Annotated in this window: 11 protein-coding genes and 4 pseudogenes; 9 read left to right on the top strand and 6 right to left on the bottom strand. The window is 71.9% G+C overall.

Translation table 11 applies throughout. The features are described from left to right. Window positions 1-420 precede the first annotated feature (420 nt). Window positions 421-501 (bottom strand): annotated as a pseudogene (locus tag ACLLJJ_RS09150) (hypothetical protein); the annotation flags it as partial. A gap of 35 nt (window positions 502-536) precedes the next feature. On the opposite strand from ACLLJJ_RS09150, the pseudogene ACLLJJ_RS09155 reads away from it, so the two are divergent. The 5 genes and pseudogenes from ACLLJJ_RS09155 to ACLLJJ_RS09175 form a co-directional block, all read left to right on the top strand. Further along, window positions 537-735 (top strand): annotated as a pseudogene (locus ACLLJJ_RS09155) (hemin ABC transporter ATP-binding protein); the annotation flags it as partial. Between the two features lie 188 nt (window positions 736-923). After that, on the top strand, window positions 924-2,066 hold the full coding sequence (gene efeO, locus ACLLJJ_RS09160) for an iron uptake system protein EfeO (RefSeq protein WP_434588814.1): 1,143 nt from the start codon (window positions 924-926) through the stop codon (window positions 2,064-2,066). Window positions 2,067-2,076: 10 nt separating this feature from the next. Beyond that, window positions 2,077-3,324, top strand: a complete 1,248-nt coding sequence (efeB, locus tag ACLLJJ_RS09165) for an iron uptake transporter deferrochelatase/peroxidase subunit (protein ID WP_434588816.1) — start codon at window positions 2,077-2,079, stop codon at window positions 3,322-3,324. Window positions 3,325-3,340: 16 nt separating this feature from the next. Next, entirely contained in the window at window positions 3,341-4,336 is a 996-nt protein-coding gene (gene efeU, locus ACLLJJ_RS09170; RefSeq protein ID WP_434588818.1) for an iron uptake transporter permease EfeU, read from the top strand. Next, window positions 4,269-5,204 (top strand): hypothetical protein, encoded by a 936-nt coding sequence (locus ACLLJJ_RS09175; protein WP_434588820.1) that lies wholly within the window; start codon window positions 4,269-4,271, stop codon window positions 5,202-5,204. Before efeU ends, ACLLJJ_RS09175 begins: the two co-directional genes overlap by 68 nt. A gap of 162 nt (window positions 5,205-5,366) precedes the next feature. Here the strand turns inward: ACLLJJ_RS09175 and ACLLJJ_RS09180 are convergent, their stop codons facing one another. After that, complete coding sequence (locus tag ACLLJJ_RS09180) at window positions 5,367-6,131, bottom strand: bifunctional DNA primase/polymerase (protein ID WP_434588822.1); 765 nt, start codon at window positions 6,129-6,131, stop codon at window positions 5,367-5,369. A 150-nt stretch (window positions 6,132-6,281) separates the two neighbouring features. Here ACLLJJ_RS09180 and ACLLJJ_RS09185 point away from each other — a divergent pair. Beyond that, window positions 6,282-7,058 (top strand): annotated as a pseudogene (locus tag ACLLJJ_RS09185) (glycerophosphodiester phosphodiesterase); the annotation flags it as partial. A 111-nt stretch (window positions 7,059-7,169) separates the two neighbouring features. On the opposite strand, the gene ACLLJJ_RS09190 reads toward ACLLJJ_RS09185, so the two are convergent. After that, window positions 7,170-7,784, bottom strand: a complete 615-nt coding sequence (locus tag ACLLJJ_RS09190) for a TetR/AcrR family transcriptional regulator (protein ID WP_434600352.1) — start codon at window positions 7,782-7,784, stop codon at window positions 7,170-7,172. Window positions 7,785-7,968: 184 nt separating this feature from the next. Between ACLLJJ_RS09190 and ddaH the strand changes: the two are divergent. After that, window positions 7,969-8,811, top strand: a pseudogene (ddaH, locus tag ACLLJJ_RS09195) (dimethylargininase); the annotation flags it as partial. Window positions 8,812-8,879: 68 nt separating this feature from the next. On the opposite strand, the gene ACLLJJ_RS09200 reads toward ddaH, so the two are convergent. After that, on the bottom strand, window positions 8,880-9,896 hold the full coding sequence (locus ACLLJJ_RS09200; protein ID WP_434588824.1) for a small ribosomal subunit Rsm22 family protein: 1,017 nt from the start codon (window positions 9,894-9,896) through the stop codon (window positions 8,880-8,882). Between the two features lie 206 nt (window positions 9,897-10,102). Between ACLLJJ_RS09200 and ACLLJJ_RS09205 the strand changes: the two genes are divergently transcribed. After that, a complete protein-coding gene (locus ACLLJJ_RS09205) occupies window positions 10,103-11,392 on the top strand; it encodes a hypothetical protein (protein ID WP_434588826.1) in 1,290 nt (429 codons plus the stop codon). 73 nt (window positions 11,393-11,465) lie between these two features. Here ACLLJJ_RS09205 and ACLLJJ_RS09210 read toward each other — a convergent pair whose 3' ends face one another. After that, window positions 11,466-12,752 (bottom strand): Bcr/CflA family multidrug efflux MFS transporter, encoded by a 1,287-nt coding sequence (locus ACLLJJ_RS09210; protein ID WP_434588828.1) that lies wholly within the window; start codon window positions 12,750-12,752, stop codon window positions 11,466-11,468. A 78-nt stretch (window positions 12,753-12,830) separates the two neighbouring features. On the opposite strand from ACLLJJ_RS09210, the gene ACLLJJ_RS09215 reads away from it, so the two are divergent. Beyond that, window positions 12,831-13,826, top strand: coding sequence for a Gfo/Idh/MocA family protein (locus ACLLJJ_RS09215; RefSeq protein WP_434588830.1), 996 nt, complete (start codon window positions 12,831-12,833; stop codon window positions 13,824-13,826). Here the strand turns inward: ACLLJJ_RS09215 and ACLLJJ_RS09220 are convergent. Next, a complete protein-coding gene (locus tag ACLLJJ_RS09220) occupies window positions 13,823-15,442 on the bottom strand; it encodes an alkaline phosphatase D family protein (RefSeq protein WP_434588832.1) in 1,620 nt (539 codons plus the stop codon). The two genes, ACLLJJ_RS09215 and ACLLJJ_RS09220, sit on opposite strands and share 4 nt — an antisense overlap. Window positions 15,443-15,534: the final 92 nt, after the last annotated feature.

Here is a 15,534-nt window from a genome sequence, read left to right on the forward strand (position 1 = left end):
CGCATCGCCGTGTCGCGCGGTGCGGCCCTGCCGGACGGGGACTTGGGGTGGCTCTCCGGGCCCGGTCAGGCCTGGGTGCGGCGCCTGCGGGCGGCGTAGACCACTGCCGCGCCGGCTGCCGCGATGGCGCCGGAGGTACCGAGGAGGGCCCCGGCCGGGACCTCGGAACCGGTGGTGGCGAGCTTGCCGGTGGGGCCGCCGGCGATGCCGCCTGTGGTGCCCGCGCCGCCGCCGGTGACGGAACCGGTGGTGGAACCGGCCGTGGAACCGGCCGTGGAGCCGGCCGTGCCGGTGCCGCCCGTGGTGCTCGTGCCACCGCTGCCCTCGGGCAGTTGCCCGCCCTCGGTGACGGAGAACCGCCACGGCGACCTTGTCGAGCTGGTCGCCCGCCTTGTAGGGCGCGCCGAAGATCTTCGCGCCGTCGGCGGTCAGGGTCGCCGGGACGCCGGACAGTGCGACGACACCGTCCTTGGCCTGGAGCGAGCCCGCCGTCAGCGTCAGGTCGGCGAGGGTGCGGTCCTTGAACGTGACGGCCGGCGGCGTACGCGGACCGGGTCGCCGTGCTGCACCACGGGCGGGTCGCGGCGGAGGGGCCGCCGGCCGGGGTGTATCGGCGAGGAGTTGCTGAGCGAGGTGTACCGGCAGCCCGTGGAGGTGCTGGCGCATCCGCGGACCGGGGCGCCCCTGGTGCTTCCTCGGCGGGACGCCCGTCCCGGCCGGAACAACGCCTCTTGACCCGCGCTTGACCCTCCCGTGGGCCGTCCGAGAGGCAGCCGTGACCGCCCCGTATCCGTGCACGGCGTATGAGAGCCGAATCACTGGACGACCGGGGCCGGGTCAGGTAAGCCTCGGATAAGTTAGGTTGGCCTCACCCGAGGCCCCGAGGCTCCTCGCCTCCCCGATCCAGCCGCATGGAGCCCGAAATGCGACCCGTCCGTCTCTCCGCCGTCACCGCGGTCGCCACTGTGGCAGCCCTGGCCGCCATCACCGGCTGCGCCGAGAAGAGCGACGCCAAGGGCGGCGACGACGCCGTCCGGGTCACCGCCAAGGACGACTCCTGCGAGGTGTCGAAGAAGGAGTTCCCCGCGGGCCACGTCGAACTGGCCGTGGAGAACAAGGGGTCCAAGGTCACCGAGGTCTACGTCCTCTTCCCCGACGACCGCATCGTCACCGAGCGCGAGAACATCGGCCCCGGCACCAAGGCCACCATCACCGCCGAGGTGAAGGCCGGTTCATACGAGATCGCCTGCAAGCCCGGCATGAAGGGCGACGGCATCCGGCAGAAGGTCGAGGCGACCGGCGGCGGCAAGACCGCCGAGCGCAGCCCGGAGATGGACGCGGCCGTCGCCGCGTTCCGTACGTACGTGCAGGCGCAGGCCGACGAGACGCTGCCCAAGTCCAAGGTCTTCGTGGACGCGGTGAAGAAGGGCGACGTCGAGGCCGCGAAGAAGGCGTACGCGGACTCCCGCATCGGCTGGGAGCGGACCGAGCCCGTCGCCGAGTCCTTCGGGGACATCGACCCCAAGGTCGACCTGCGCGAGGACGGCCTGGAGAAGGGCCAGGCGTGGACCGGCTGGCACCGTCTTGAGAAGGCCCTGTGGCAGGACAAGAAGATCGGCGCCGAGGAGAAGGCCCTCGCCGACACCCTGCTCAAGGACCTCACCGACTGGCAGAACCGGGTCGGCAAGGCCGAGATCACCCCGACCTCGATGGCGAACGGCGCCAAGGAGCTCCTCGACGAGGTCGCCACCGGCAAGGTCACCGGTGAGGAAGAGCGTTACAGCCACACCGACCTCGTCGACTTCAAGGCGAACGTCGAGGGCGCGGAGAAGTCGTACGCGCTGCTCAAGCCGATCGCGTCGAAGAACGACCCCAAGCTCACCGGCGAACTGGACACCCAGTTCAAGGCGCTGAACGACCTGCTCGACAAGTACCGCGAGAACAAGACCTCTTACGAGTTCACCTCGTACGACAAGGTCGGCAAGGCGGAGCGCAAGGAGCTCAGCGACGGCGTCAACGCGCTCGCCGAGCCGCTGTCGAAGCTCGCCGCCGCAGTCGTGAAGTAGGAGGACCGACATGCCCGACGAAACCAACTCGGCTGAGCCGTCGCGTCGTTCACTGCTCGGCTGGGGTGGCGCCGGGCTCGCGCTCGGCGCCGCGGCGGCCGGTGGTGCGGCGATCGCGCTCACCTCGGGCGACGACACCGCGCCCGCCGCCGCCGAGGGCGCCGCGGTGGCCTTCCACGGCGCGCACCAGGCCGGTATCGCCACCGCCGTGCAGGACAGGCTGCACTTCGCCGCGTTCGACGTGACGACGAAGGACCGTGCGGCACTCGTCGAGCTCCTCAGGGAGTGGACGGCGGCGGCGGCCCGGATGACGGCGGGGCACGCGGTCGGCGAGGGCGCGTACGGCGGACTCGCCGAGGCACCGCCGGACGACACCGGCGAGGCGCTCGGCCTGAGGCCGTCCCGGCTGACGCTGACCATCGGCTTCGGCCCGTCCCTGTTCGCCAAGGACCGCTTCGGGCTCGAAGACCGGCGCCCCGAGGCGCTCGTCGACCTGCCGGCGTTCCCCGGCGACAACCTGGACGCGGCGCGCAGCGGCGGCGACCTGTGCGTGCAGGCCTGCGCGGACGACCCGCAGGTCGCCGTGCACGCCATCCGCAACCTGGCCAGGATCGGCTTCGGCAAGGTCGCCATGCGCTGGTCCCAGCTCGGCTTCGGCAAGACCTCGTCGACGACGCCCGACGCGCAGACCCCGCGCAATCTCTTCGGCTTCAAGGACGGCACCCGCAACATCGCGGGCGCCGACGCCACCGAGCTCGACAAGCATGTGTGGGTGCGCGAGAAGGACGGCCCGGCCTGGATCGCGGGTGGCTCCTACCTCGTCGCCCGCCGCATCGCGATGCGCATCGAGACCTGGGACCGCACCTCCCTGTCCGAGCAGGAGGACACCTTCGGCCGTGACAAGGGCGAGGGCGCGGCGGTAGGCAGGGCCCGGGAGCGCGACGAGCCCAACCTCAAGGCCATGCTGCCGACTTCACACGTCCGACTGGCGCATCCGGACAGCAACAACGGGGCCCGGATGCTGCGTCGCGGGTACTCCTTCACCGACGGCACGGACGGTCTTGGCCGCCTCGACGCGGGGCTGTTCTTCCTCGCGTACCAGCGCGATGTGCGGGAGGCGTTCATTCCCGTACAGCGCGGCCTGGCGCGCGGTGACGCGCTCAACGAGTACATCCAGCACGTGGGTTCGGCGCTTTTCGCCGTCCCGCCGGGCGTCCGGGACAAGGGCGACTGGTGGGGCCGGGCGCTGTTCGAGTAGGAGAAGGAGACCCGCCGTGTTCGGCAACTATCTGATCGGTCTGCGCGAGGGACTCGAAGCGAGCCTCGTCGTCTGCATCCTGATCGCCTATCTCGTGAAGACGGAGCGGCGCGACGCGCTGCGCCCCGTCTGGATCGGCATCGGGGTGGCCGTCGCCATCTCGTTCGCGTTCGGCTTCGGCCTCGAATTCGGCTCCCAGGAGCTGACGTTCGAGGCACAGGAGCTGCTGGGCGGTTCTCTGTCGATCGTCGCGGTCTGTTTGGTCACCTGGATGGTCTTCTGGATGCGGCGCACCGCGCGGCACCTGCGGGCCGAGCTGCACGGCAAGCTGGACACGGCCCTGCGGATGGGCACCGGCGCGCTGGTCGCGACCGCCTTCCTCGCGGTGGGGCGCGAGGGTCTGGAGACGGCGCTCTTCGTCTGGGCCTCGGTGCGGGCGGCCACCGAGGAGTCGGGATCCACCTCGGCGCCGCTGATCGGTGTGCTCCTCGGCATCGCCACCGCGATCGTTCTCGGCCGGCTGTTCTACCAGGGCGCGGTACGGATCAATCTGGCCAAGTTCTTCACCTGGACCGGCGCCATGCTGGTCGTGGTGGCCGCGGGCGTGCTCGCGTACGGCGTGCACGACCTCCAGGAGGCGCGGTTCCTCGGCGGGCTCGGCAACAAGGCGTTCGACATCAGCACGACCGTCCCGCCGGACAGTTGGTACGGGACCCTGCTCAAGGGCGTCTTCAACTTCCAGCCCGACCCGACCGTTCTCCAGGTCACGGTGTGGGCGCTGTACCTGGTCCCGACGCTCGTGCTGTTCCTGTCCCCGGTAGGGTTCCGGACGTCGGTGAGCACGAACACGACGTCGGTGGGCACGAAGACACAGAAGGCAGCGCATGAGCAGGCTGAGGCTGGGGCGGCTGGCGGCGACTATCGCGACGGCGGCGGCGCTGTCGATGACGGCGAGCGGGTGCGTGACCGTGCACGGCGAGCTGGAGATCGTACCGGCGGCGACGAAGGCTGAGGCCGCGCAGGCCCTCAAGGACTTCACGCTCGCCTACAACAAGGCGGACAAGGCCTACGATCCGGCTCTCGACGCGGGCCGGGTCACCGGTCCGCTCGGCGCGATCAACCAGGCCGGCCTGAAGGCGCGGCAGATACAGAGCCCGGACGGCAATCCGCGTCATCAGCCCCTTGAGCTGACCGACGCGAAGTTCGTGATGCCCAAGAAGGCGGGCTGGCCGCGGTGGTTCGTCGCGGACACCGACAGCAATCGCGACCAGGACGGCGACCGGCTGGACAGCCGCTGGCTGCTGGTCTTCGTACGCGGCGGCCCGAACCAGCTGTGGGAGGCGTCCCACCTGTCGGTCCTGGCCAACGCCCAGGTGCCGCGGTTCGCGAAGGACGAGGACGGCTTCGCCGAGCCCGTCGTGCCGGACGCGGCGGACCTGGCCGTGGCGCCGGAGGACCTGAGCGAGCGGTACGCGACGTACTTGCGGGACGGCCGGCCGGAGAGCTTCGCGCCGGGACCGCACACCTCCGAGCTCCGCAAGACCCGCGCGGCCACGGCCCGGCGGCCGGGGCGCGCCGTGCAGTACGTCGACCAGCGGCTGGACACCGGGATGTACGCGCCGCTCGGGCTGGCCACCGAGGACGGCGGGGCCGCGGTCTTCTTCGCCGCCCGCCAGTTCGAGCAGCAGACCGTGGCCAAGGGGGTCCGGCTGGAGCTCAACGCGGATGTGCGGGCGCTGATGACCGGCACCGCGCGGACCAGCCTCACCAAGGAGCGCGTCTCCAGCCAGCTCGCGCAGGTGGCGCCGAAGAGCGCGGGCAAGCCGCTGATCTCGGTACTGGCCCAGATCCAGGGGCTGACTTCGGCGAAGGGCGCGTAGCCGGGGGCTGGTGCGGGCTCCGGTGCGGGTTGCCGGGGGTGACCCGGGGCGCCGGAGTGCGAGTGCGGGCGTTCGAGTGCGGGTGCGGGGCGGGTGCGGGGCGGGTGCGGGTAACCGAAAACCCCCGCGCCGTTCGACGGCACGGGGACAGGGGCTCTTCGCTCAGCGGCCCAGTGGCCAGGCCACCGCGTGGTGGTCCTCCGGGTCGTCCTCGCCGACGAACCGCGCACAGGCCTCGGTCAGCGTCTCCAGCAGCGTGAGCGGGTCGGGCAGCGGGTGCTCAGGACCGCGCACCCAGCTCACCTCGTGGCCGCCGGGCAGCTGCGCGGGCGGCACCAGGACGTAGCTGCCGCGGCAGTGCCAGCGCAGGCCCGGATGCGCGTCCATCGTCTCGGGGTGGCAGTCCAGCTCGCACGGCCACCACTCGTCCTCGTCCTCCGGGGTGCCCCGGGTGGCGGTGAAGAAGAGCAGGCGCGCGTCGCCGTTGCTGCCGCCGAACTCGGCGACCGGACCCACCTCGATGTCGGCCGCGAGCAGCCGCTCCAACGCGCCCAGGCCCGCTTCGAGCGGGACGTCGAGCACGTCGTTGACCATGCCCGTCGCGGTGATGAAGTTCGCCTGGGGCTGGCCCTGGGCCCAGCGGGTGATCTGCGCGCGGTCGGTGGTGGACTGCGTGTGCCAGGCGAAGGAGATGGGATGCCTGGCCGGGGTGGGACAGCCGACGCGGTCGCAGGAACATCGGTAGCCCACCGGATGCGCGGCCGGGGAGAGCGGCAGACCGGCGGCAGCGGCGGCCAGGAGCAGCGTCTGACGATCGATGCCGTCCGGGTCGGTCGCCTTGGGGCGGCGGCGCAGCCACTGGGGCAGCCTGCTCTCCAACGAAGGCCTGCTCTCTGTGCCGCCGTAGCGGCCGAAATCGGCGCCCATTCAACCCCTCACCTCAGCGTTGCGCTCTCCATGCTGCCACCATCCTGCGCCTCAGGTGGCCGCAGTGCTCATCCGGGGTACGCGGGCCGATCGCACAAGGGTGGTGTCATTGATGCTTTTGTCCCGATAAGTGGCCCTACCGTGGCGGCCATGATCACACGCACCCCGCTGGCGGTCGCACTGATCGCACTGGTCCTGCCCTGTTACGGGCAGGCCGACCCGGAACCCGTGACCGCGGCCCCGCTCCCCCGCCCTGTATACACGGCACACCGGGGCGGTTCCCTCGAAGTGGCCGAAAACACCATGTCCGGGCTCGTCTCGGCGTACGAACGCGGCACGGCGCAGGTCCTGGACATGGACACCCGGACGCTGAACGACGGAACGCCGGTGGTGCTGCACGACGCGACGCTGGACCGCACGACGCACTCGACGGGGCCCGTGAGCGAACTCACTCCCTCGCAGTGGCGGAAAGTGCGGCTGCGCGGAGGTGAGTTCGACGAGCGACCGCCGACGGTCGCGGCCGTCCTCGACCGGCTCGGCGGGAAAATCGTCCTGTCCCTGGAGGCCAAGGACCCCGGCAGCCTGCCGGCCCTGGCCGACGCGATCCACGACCGGGATCTGGGCCGCTCGGTGTTCGTCAACTCCAACGTTCCCTCGGTGGTCCTGCGGGCCCACCGGCTCGGGCTGATGGCCCAGCTGTGGCGCTCGGCGAAGCAGCTGCGGACCGACGACCCGAGCGCCTGGAAGGGGTACGTCGATGTCCTGGACGTCGACCACAGGGCGCCGGACGCGGCGCTGCGGCGGGCCGTGCGGTCCGGCGTCCCCCGGGTGTGGGCGCACACCGTGAACACCCCGGCGGCCCGCGACCGGGCGCTGCGGCTGGGCTGCGACGGGATCGTCACGGACGCGCCCGCGCTGCTGGCGCGCGGGGCGGCGGCCCGTTCGGCGCGGACCCCGGCGGCCCGTTCCGTGCGAGCCCCGGCGGCCGGGGCGGCGTGGGCCCCCGCGGTCGAAGCGGCGCGGCCCCCCGGGGCCGGGTCAGCGTGGGGTCAGACCGCCCAGGGCGTAGTCGACGACCGCGTCGGCGTACGCGTGGCTGAGCGCCAACGTCCGCAGCAGCCAGCGGTGCGCGAGCGGCGCCACCAGCAGCTCCAGGGCGATGCGCGGGTCGATGCCGCCGCGCACGTCCCCCGCCTCCTGCGCCACCCGCAGCCGCCGCACGTACAACTGGAGCTGCGGTTCGAGAAGCTTGACCACGAACTCGGCGCCCAGCTGGGGGTCGACGATCCCCGCCGCGGTGAGCGCCCGGCTGGGCGCCTCGTACACGGGGTCGAGGAGCTCGTCCACGGTGGCGCGCAGGACCGTCTTGAGGTCGGCCGCGAGATCGCCGGTGTCCGGGAACTCGTACGCTCCCTCGCCCGCCGCGGCGGCGGCCCGGTCGCCGAGGTCGATGAACGCTTCGAGCAGGACGGCGGCCTTCGACGGCCACCAGCGGTAGATCGTCTGCTTGCCGACTCCGGCGCGGGCCGCGATGCCCTCGATGGTGGCCCTGCCGTAGCCGACCTCGCCGACCAGTGAGAGGGCCGCGTCGTAGATCGCCCGGCGTGAACGCTCGCTGCGGCGCGAGGAGTCCGGTGACTTGGTCTCTGCCATGGGCCCAATCTAGCAGCGATACGAGACGACGCGTCTCGGCGTGCTGAACGGGGCGTCGGGAGAAGCGGGTGGCGACCGGCGGGGTGGTGACCGAGTGTGAGTGGTGACCAGGGGTGAACCACCCGATCGGTGCACAGCGTGATGCCCTCTCGCGGCGGACCATGGCTGTCACGCACACTCGGTACCCCATGCCGTTCGTGAGGAGCCCTCATTGCCTCGTGAAGCCTCGCCCCGCCGCTATCTGATGTGCCCCCCGGAGCACTTCAGGGTGACGTACTCCATCAACCCCTGGATGGATCCGGCCAAACCGATCGACCTGCCGCTGGCCCTCGCCCAGTGGGAGGTCCTGCGCGACCGCTACCGCTCACTCGGCCACACCGTCGAGCTGCTGACCCCCCGGCCGGGGCTGCCCGACATGGTCTTCGCCGCGAACGGGGCCAGCGTCGTCGACGGACGGGTGCTCGGCGCCCGCTTCGCCTATGCCGAACGGACCCTGGAGGCCGAGGCGCACCTGGAGTGGTTCCGGGCGCACGGCTTCACCGATGTCCACGAGCCCGTGCACATCAACGAGGGCGAGGGCGACTTCGCTTTCACCTCGTCCTGGATCCTGGCCGGGCGCGGCTTCCGCTCCAGCCCGCTCTCGCACGACGAGGCGCAGGAGTTCTTCGGCCGCCCGGTGATCGGCCTGGACCTGGTCGATCCGCGCTACTACCACCTGGACACGGCGCTGGCCGTGCTCGACGACCGCACGGACGAGGTCATGTACTACCCGGGCGCGTTCTCGCCGGGCAGCCGGGCCGTCCTCGCCCGGCTCTTCCCCGACGCGATCGTCGCGCAGGAGGCGGACGCGGCGGCGCTCGGGCTGAACGCGGTGAGCGACGGCCGCCATGTGCTGTTGCCGCAGGGCGCGGTCGGGCTCTTCGGGCCGCTGCGCGAGCGGGGCTTCGAGCCGGTCGCGATGGACCTCGGCGAGCTGCTCAAGGGCGGCGGCAGCGTGAAGTGCTGCACGCAGGAGCTGCGCGGGTAGCGGCCGTCTCGGAACGCGCCGTGCGGGACGGGCCGAAATCGCCCGTCCCGCACGGCGCTTCGTGCTGTCTAGACCTCCGCCGGCGGCGGCCACGCGTCGCCCCAGTCGATGTCCCGGGCGGCGCGGTACAGGTCGCCGTGCCGCTTCTTGGTGACGGTCTCGCGCGCGAGACCGTCACTCGTGGTGCAGAGCTCCAGCTGGACCATGCCCTTGCGGATCTGCGGCCTGCGGACGATGCGGGCCGCGACCGGGTCGGCGTCGAAGCGGACCGCGGCGACATAGCTGAACTTCTCGTCCTCGTACGCGAGCGATCCCCCCTTGACCTGCCGGTGCAGCGAGGAGCGGCTCACCCGGGCCGAGAAGTGGCACCAGTCGCTGCCGCCCTCCTCGTTGAGCGCGGTGATGGGGCACGCGCCGCTGTGCGGGCAGGGCGCGGCGACGCGCAGGCCGGCCGCGATCAGCCGGTCCCTGGCCTCGATGACCCGGCGGTAGCCGTCGGGTGTGCCGGGCTCGACGACGACCACCGCCTGGGCGGTGCGGGCGGCCTCCGCGACGACGCTCGCGCGGGCCTCGGGGGTGAGCTCCTTGAGGACGTACGAGATGGTGACGAGATCGGTGCTCTCGATACGGAGCGCCGGTCCGATGCGGGCACGCTGCCAGTCGGTGGCGCGCAGGGCGGGGGAATCGGAGGCGGCGGCCAGTTCGCGGCCGAGGGCGAGGGCGGGCTCGGCCCAGTCCAGGACCGTGCTCGCGGGCCCCGCGGGCCAGGCCTCCGCGACGGCCCAGCTCGCGGCCCCGGTCCCACCGCCGATGTCCGTGTGTGTGACCGGGGTCCAGTCCGGGGCGGCGTCGCGCAGCGCGGCGAGGACGGACCGTACCGCCTCGAAGGTCGCGGGCATCCGGTACGCGGCGTACGCGGCGACGTCGGAACGGTCGCGGAGCACGGGGGCGTCGGTGGGGGTGGTCCCCCGGTAGCTGGCGATCAGCCGCTCGACGGCCTGGGTGGCCTGCTTGGGCGGCAGCCCGTCGAGGAGCCCGGCGAGGGCGGTGCGCAGGGCTTCCGCGGTGGGGAGGGTGGAGTTCACCGGCCGATTCTAGGCGGCGTGGGACGGGGCCCGTGCGGGGCGGGTCCGCGGGGGCGGGGCGGTCTGCGGGGGCGCGGGTGAGGCGGCTGTGCGCGGGGGCGCGGGTGGAGTGGTTCCACGCGGGCGACTGTGGCGGGAACCGGCACTGAACTGCTGCGGTTTGAGCGATAGTTGTCGTTTCGGGCGGGACTACGACCGGGGGGACCATGGGACAGCGGGTCGTACGGGTGGCTCTGGCGGCCGGTGTGATCGTGCTCGGCCTGTTGCTCCTGCTGGCCACCTGCGGTGGGGGCAGCGGCAGGGACAGGTCCGGTGCGGCGCCGCGTGAGAGCGCGAAGCGCGGCGCCGAGCCTCCTGTTCGGTTGCCCGTTCCCGCCGAGTACATCGCCGCGCCGGAGTGGCAGGTCCGCGAGGCCTCGCCCGAGTACGCCATCGCCCGGGGCGTGGACCGGATCGGTCTCGTCGAGCGGGTCTCCGCCGACCGGTACCGGCTGCGGGCAGTCGACGCGGCGTCCGGTGCGACCCGCTGGAGGAGCGGGGCCTGGCGGCCGTTGTCCGACCCCCGCCACTTTCCCCGGCTGCTGTCCGTCGGCAAGGACGGGCGGGAGTATTTCGTTGTCTGGTCGTACGGGAAGGTGGCCGGCCGGGACGACGCGCTGAGCGGCGCGAAGGCCGTTGTCGCCCTTGATGTGTACGCCGTGGAGGACGGCTCCCGGCGCCGGGTCGAGCTGCCCTGGGACGGTGTGCCCACCGTCGACGGCTCGGGCCCCGGCATCCTCGTCAGCGACGGCGGCGCGGACAGTGCGGTCGTGGACCCCGCCACGGGGCGGGTGTCACGGGTCGCCGCGAAGGCGCTCGGCGCTCCCCGGGGGTGCCGGGACTGCCGGGTGCAGACCGAGGTGCGGACGGTGACCGACAAGGGGCTGCTCGTGAGTGGGCGGCGGGGGTTCTGGGTGCGAGGCGGCTGGCAGAGCCGCGAGACCGCCCCGGCGGGGGCGGACGCGGCGTCCGGTGTGCCGGTTTCGGTGGCGGACGGGCGCATTCTCGCCACCTGGCGGAAGAAGGGCGGCGCGGGGGCGGCGGACTTCGAGGTCTGGGCGGTGCACGACGCGGCGGACGGCCGGGTGTCGGCGAAGGTCGAGTGCCGCAGGCCGGCCCTAGCGTCGGGCCGTCGTGCGCGGGCGGTGCTCTCGCCCGAGGGGCGTTACCTGGTGGCCGGGCGGGTGGGCTTCGACCTGGAGACCGGGAAGGGCAGCTGCTTCGAGGCCTCGGACGGCACCGAGCCGCTGGACCTGACGGTGGTCACGGACACGGGGGTCGCGTACGGGGCCACGGGGGCGCGGGCGCCTGTGCGGGTCGACCTCGCCACTGGCGTTCCGGCTGTGCTTCCGGTCAGTACGTCTGTCCCTGCCGCGGAGGTGGCGGGCATGGGGGTGTTCGTCGGGGTGGACCCGAAGGACCGGCCCCATCTTTTCGTGCATGCCCGGCGGGGCTGACGGGCGCCGGGGCCTGCGGGAGCGGCGTCCGGGACCGCATGATCCAGGCCGCCGCCGAACAGCTGATCCCCCGCTAGATCGAAGCCTTCTGCCAAGGGCGGCAGAGCAGGAGGAAGCAGGCCAGCGAGGCCAGGGCACAGGTCAGTTGGACTATGGCCATGGGGACCGCCGTGGACTCGCCCGCCATGCCTACCAGGGGCGAGGCGATCGCCCCTATCAGGAACGACGACGTGCCGATGAGCGCCGACGCCGAGCCCGCCGCGTGCGGGGTGCGCATCAGGGCCTGGGCGTTGGTGTTCGGCATGGCCAGGCCCATCGCCGACATCAGGACGAAGAGGCCCGCCGCGATCGGGATCAGGCCCACCTCGCCGAAGACTCCCGTCGTCATGAGGAGGAGCGCGAGGGACGCGAGGACGATCGCGGACAGGCCGAAGGCGAGCACCTTGTCCATGCTGACCCGGCCCACCAGGAGTCTGCCGTTGATCTGGCCCACGGTGATCAGGCCGATCGAGTTGACGCCGAAGAGCAGGCTGAAGGTCTGGGGTGAGGCACCGTAGATCTCCTGGATCACGAACGGGGATGCGGAGATGTACGCGAAGAGCGCGGCGAAGGCCAGGCCGCCCGCCAGGACGTAGCCGGTGAACACCCGGTCCGCCAGCAGGCCCCGCATCGTGCGCAGGGCCACCTTGACGCCGCCCTCGTGCCGCCGCTCGGGCGGCAGCGTCTCGTGCAGCCACTTCCACACGACGAGGGTCAGCAGGGCCCCGATGACGGTCAGCACGACGAAGATGCCACGCCAGTCGGTGAGCCGCAGCACCTGGCCGCCGATGACCGGGGCGATCACCGGGGCCACGCCGGAGATCAGCATGAGCGTGGAGAAGAAGCGGGCCATCTCGACGCCGTCGTAGAGGTCACGGACGACCGCGCGGGCGATGACGATGCCCGCGGCGCCGGCCAGCCCCTGGAGCAGCCGGAAGCCGATGAGGAGTTCGGCGGAGGGCGCGAAGGCGCAGATCGCGGTGGCGACGACGTACACGATCATGCCGAGGAGCAGCGGCCGGCGGCGGCCCCACCGGTCGCTCATCGGGCCGACGACCAGCTGCCCGAGCGCCATGCCCGCCAGGCACGCGGTCAGGGTGAGCTGCACAGTCGCGGCGGGCGAGCTCAGGGCCCGGGTGACCTGCGGAAGCGCCGGGAGGTACATGTCCATGGAGAGCGGCGGCAGCGCGGTGAGTCCGCCGAGCACCAGGGTGACCAGCAGGCTCGTTCGGCGGGCGGTGGTGGCGGAGCCGGTCGCGGCCTTGGTTTCGGCGTCCGCCCCGGGTATGTGTCCTTGCTTGGTCTGGCCGCTCTCCGGCATCACTTCTCCATGTCGTCGCATCTGTATCTATGCTCTCAGCTCGTCCGGTGTGATTGGGACCTTTTTCTGGGGGCTGAGATGGACAAGACACGCGTGCGGTGGGGTGTGCTGGCGACGGGCGGGATCGCCGCGTCGTTCACGGCCGAGCTGCTGAAGATGGACGATGCCGAGGTCGTCGCGGTGGGGTCGCGCACGGAGGGGTCGGCGAAGGCCTTCGCCGACCGGTTCGCGATAGCGCGCGCCTACGGCAGCTGGGCGGGGCTCGCGGCGGATCCGGATGTCGACGTGGTGTACGTCGCCGGTCCGCACTCCGCGCACCGGGCCGCCGCCGGACTGTGCCTGGCGGCGGGCAAGGCGGTGCTGTGCGAGAAGGCGTTCACGCTCAACTCGGCCGAGGCCGAGGAGCTTGTGGGCCTGGCACGGCAGCACGACCGCTTCCTGATGGAGGCCATGTGGATGTACTGCAACCCGGTGATCCGGCGGCTGGTGGAGATCGTGGAGGACGGTGCCATCGGTGAAGTGCGCACCGTGCAAGCCGACTTCGGGCTGGCTGGACCCTTTGCCGCCGAACACCGGCTCAGGGATCGCGGGTTGGGCGGCGGCGCTCTTCTTGACCTCGGTGTCTATCCCGTTTCCTTCGCGCAGTTGTTGCTGGGTGAGCCCGACCGCGTACAGGCCGACGCACTGCTGTCGCCGGAGGGCGTCGATCTGAACACCGGCATGCTGCTCGGGTGGGACTCCGGTGCGACGGCGCTGCTCAGCTGTTCCATCACCGCCGACACCCCGATCACCGCGGCCGTCACCGGGACGCGCGGCCGTGTCGAGGTCGAGCGCGGTTTCTTCTATCCGGAGCGGTTCGTGCTGCACCGGGAGGGGCGGGAGCCCGAGGAGTTCACCGCCGGGGACGGCGATCGCCACAGTCTGCGGCACGAGGCCGCCGAGGTGATGCGTTGTCTGCGTGCGGGTGAGAAGGAGTCGCCGTGGGTGCCGCTGGCAGGGAGTCTCGCGGTGATGCGGACGCTCGACGCGGTGCGTGACCGCATCGGCGTCCGCTTTCCCGGTGAGGAGTTCTAGGAGAGTTCCAGGCCCGGCTTGCCTGCTTGCGTGGTGAGTGAGGCCGCCGTTGTGACGGGTGCTCCCGGTGTGGTGACCGTGGATACCGTGCGGAAGTCCGCGCGGGCCTCCTTGGTGCCCAGCGTGATGCGGGTGTAGCCGCGCCTGCCGTTGTAGAACTTCAGGTGCGCGTTGCCCTGCATCAGCCGGTCGTAGTTGGCGGGCCTGTCCATGCCGTCCTTGCCGCTGGAGACGGAGGTGGTGACGAGCTCGGTGCCCACGGTGGGTGAGGCGGGGTTCTCGAAGTCGCGCTTGATGTCGAAGGCGTACGAGACGTGCACGTCTCCGGTGAGCACCATCAGGTTCTCCACGCCCGCGGCCCGCGCCCCGTCGAGGAACCGGGTGCGCGCGGCCGGGTACCCGTCCCACGCGTCCATGCTCACCTTCGGGTCGTTCACGCTGCGCCGCCTGGCGAAGGTGACCTGCTGCGGTACGACGTTCCACCGGGCTTGGGACGCGTGCCAGCCGTTGAGCAGCCAACGCTCCTGCGCCTTGCCCATCATGGTGCGGGAGGGAGCTTCGGACTCCGGGCCGGGAAGCTGCCAGCCGTCGCCGTAGGCCTGGTCCGAGCGGTACTGGCGGGTGTCGAGGATGTCGAACTGCGCGAGTCGCCCGAAGCTCAGGCGGCGGTACAGCCGCATGTCGGCGCCGCTGGGCCGCTGCGGGGCACGCAGCGGCTGATTCTCCCAGTACGCGCGGTACGCCGCGGCCCTGCGCAGCAGGAACTCCTCGGGCGGTACGCCGTTCTCGGGGGTGCCGCCCGCGTAGTTGTTCTCCGTCTCGTGGTCGTCCCAGGTGACGACGAACGGGTGCGCGGCGTGTGCGGCGCGGAGGTCCGGGTCGGACTTGTAGAGGGCGTATCGCAGCCGGTAGTCCTCCAGGCTCTTCGTCTCACGATTGAAGAGCGCGGGCAGCGTGCGGTCGGTGTAGGCGCGGGCGCCGCCGGTCGCGTTCACGGCGTACTCGTAGAGGTAGTCGCCGAGGTGGAAGACGACGTCGAGGTCCTCGTCCGCGAGGTGCTTGTACGGGGTGAAGTAGCCGTCGTGGTAGGCCTGGCAGGAGACTGCGGCCAGCTTCAGGTCGTTGATCCGCGCTCCCGGGGCGGGCGCCGTGCGGGTGCGGCCGACCGGGCTGATCCAGGTGCCGGTGCGGAAGCGGTAGAAGTAGACGCGGTCCGGGGCGAGCGCCCCGGCCTCCGCGCGCACGCTGTGGTGGAACTCGGGGTGCGCGGTGACCGTGCCGCGCCTGACCACGCGGGTGAAGCGCGCGTCGTGGGCCAGCTCCCAGCGGACCTCGATCCTGGCTCGGGGCAGGCCGCTGTCCGGCTCGTACGGCTTCGGGGCGAGCCTGGTCCACAGCAGTACGGACCCGGGGAGGGGATCGCCGGACGCGACGCCCAGGGTGAACGGGTCCTCGGTGATCCTCCTGGCGTCGAGCTCGCCGGCCTGGGCGGTACCCGGCAGGTTCGTCGCGAAGGCGAGCGCGGCGGCGGCCCCGGTGACGGTGAGGAATCTGCGGCGGTTGATGTGCCGTGCGGCGGCCCTGAGTTCCTGTTCGTGGCGCGGTGCGATGATCATCTGCCCCTCCACTGACGGCTGTTGTCAGGGGAATTGGAGTGGCACGGGACGACGCGCCGCTTTCGTCTACGTGTACGGGTCACGTACGCTGC

It is taken from the genome of Streptomyces sp. A5-4 (assembly GCF_051131715.1).
Classification (GTDB): domain Bacteria; phylum Actinomycetota; class Actinomycetes; order Streptomycetales; family Streptomycetaceae; genus Streptomyces.

What these genes read in the sequence shown, in the direction of transcription:
- efeO (WP_434588814.1), top strand. Translation starts at nt 924, where the DNA reads ATGCGACCCGTCCGTCTCTCCGCCGTCACCGCGGTCGCCACTGTGGCA.
- efeB (WP_434588816.1), top strand. Translation starts at nt 2,077, where the DNA reads ATGCCCGACGAAACCAACTCGGCTGAGCCGTCGCGTCGTTCACTGCTC.
- ACLLJJ_RS09175 (WP_434588820.1), top strand. Translation starts at nt 4,269, where the DNA reads ATGACGGCGAGCGGGTGCGTGACCGTGCACGGCGAGCTGGAGATCGTA.
- ACLLJJ_RS09180 (WP_434588822.1), bottom strand. Translation starts at nt 6,131, where the DNA reads ATGGGCGCCGATTTCGGCCGCTACGGCGGCACAGAGAGCAGGCCTTCG.
- ACLLJJ_RS09190 (WP_434600352.1), bottom strand. Translation starts at nt 7,784, where the DNA reads ATGGCAGAGACCAAGTCACCGGACTCCTCGCGCCGCAGCGAGCGTTCA.
- ACLLJJ_RS09205 (WP_434588826.1), top strand. Translation starts at nt 10,103, where the DNA reads ATGGGACAGCGGGTCGTACGGGTGGCTCTGGCGGCCGGTGTGATCGTG.
- ACLLJJ_RS09210 (WP_434588828.1), bottom strand. Translation starts at nt 12,752, where the DNA reads ATGCCGGAGAGCGGCCAGACCAAGCAAGGACACATACCCGGGGCGGAC.
- ACLLJJ_RS09215 (WP_434588830.1), top strand. Translation starts at nt 12,831, where the DNA reads ATGGACAAGACACGCGTGCGGTGGGGTGTGCTGGCGACGGGCGGGATC.
- ACLLJJ_RS09220 (WP_434588832.1), bottom strand. Translation starts at nt 15,442, where the DNA reads ATGATCATCGCACCGCGCCACGAACAGGAACTCAGGGCCGCCGCACGG.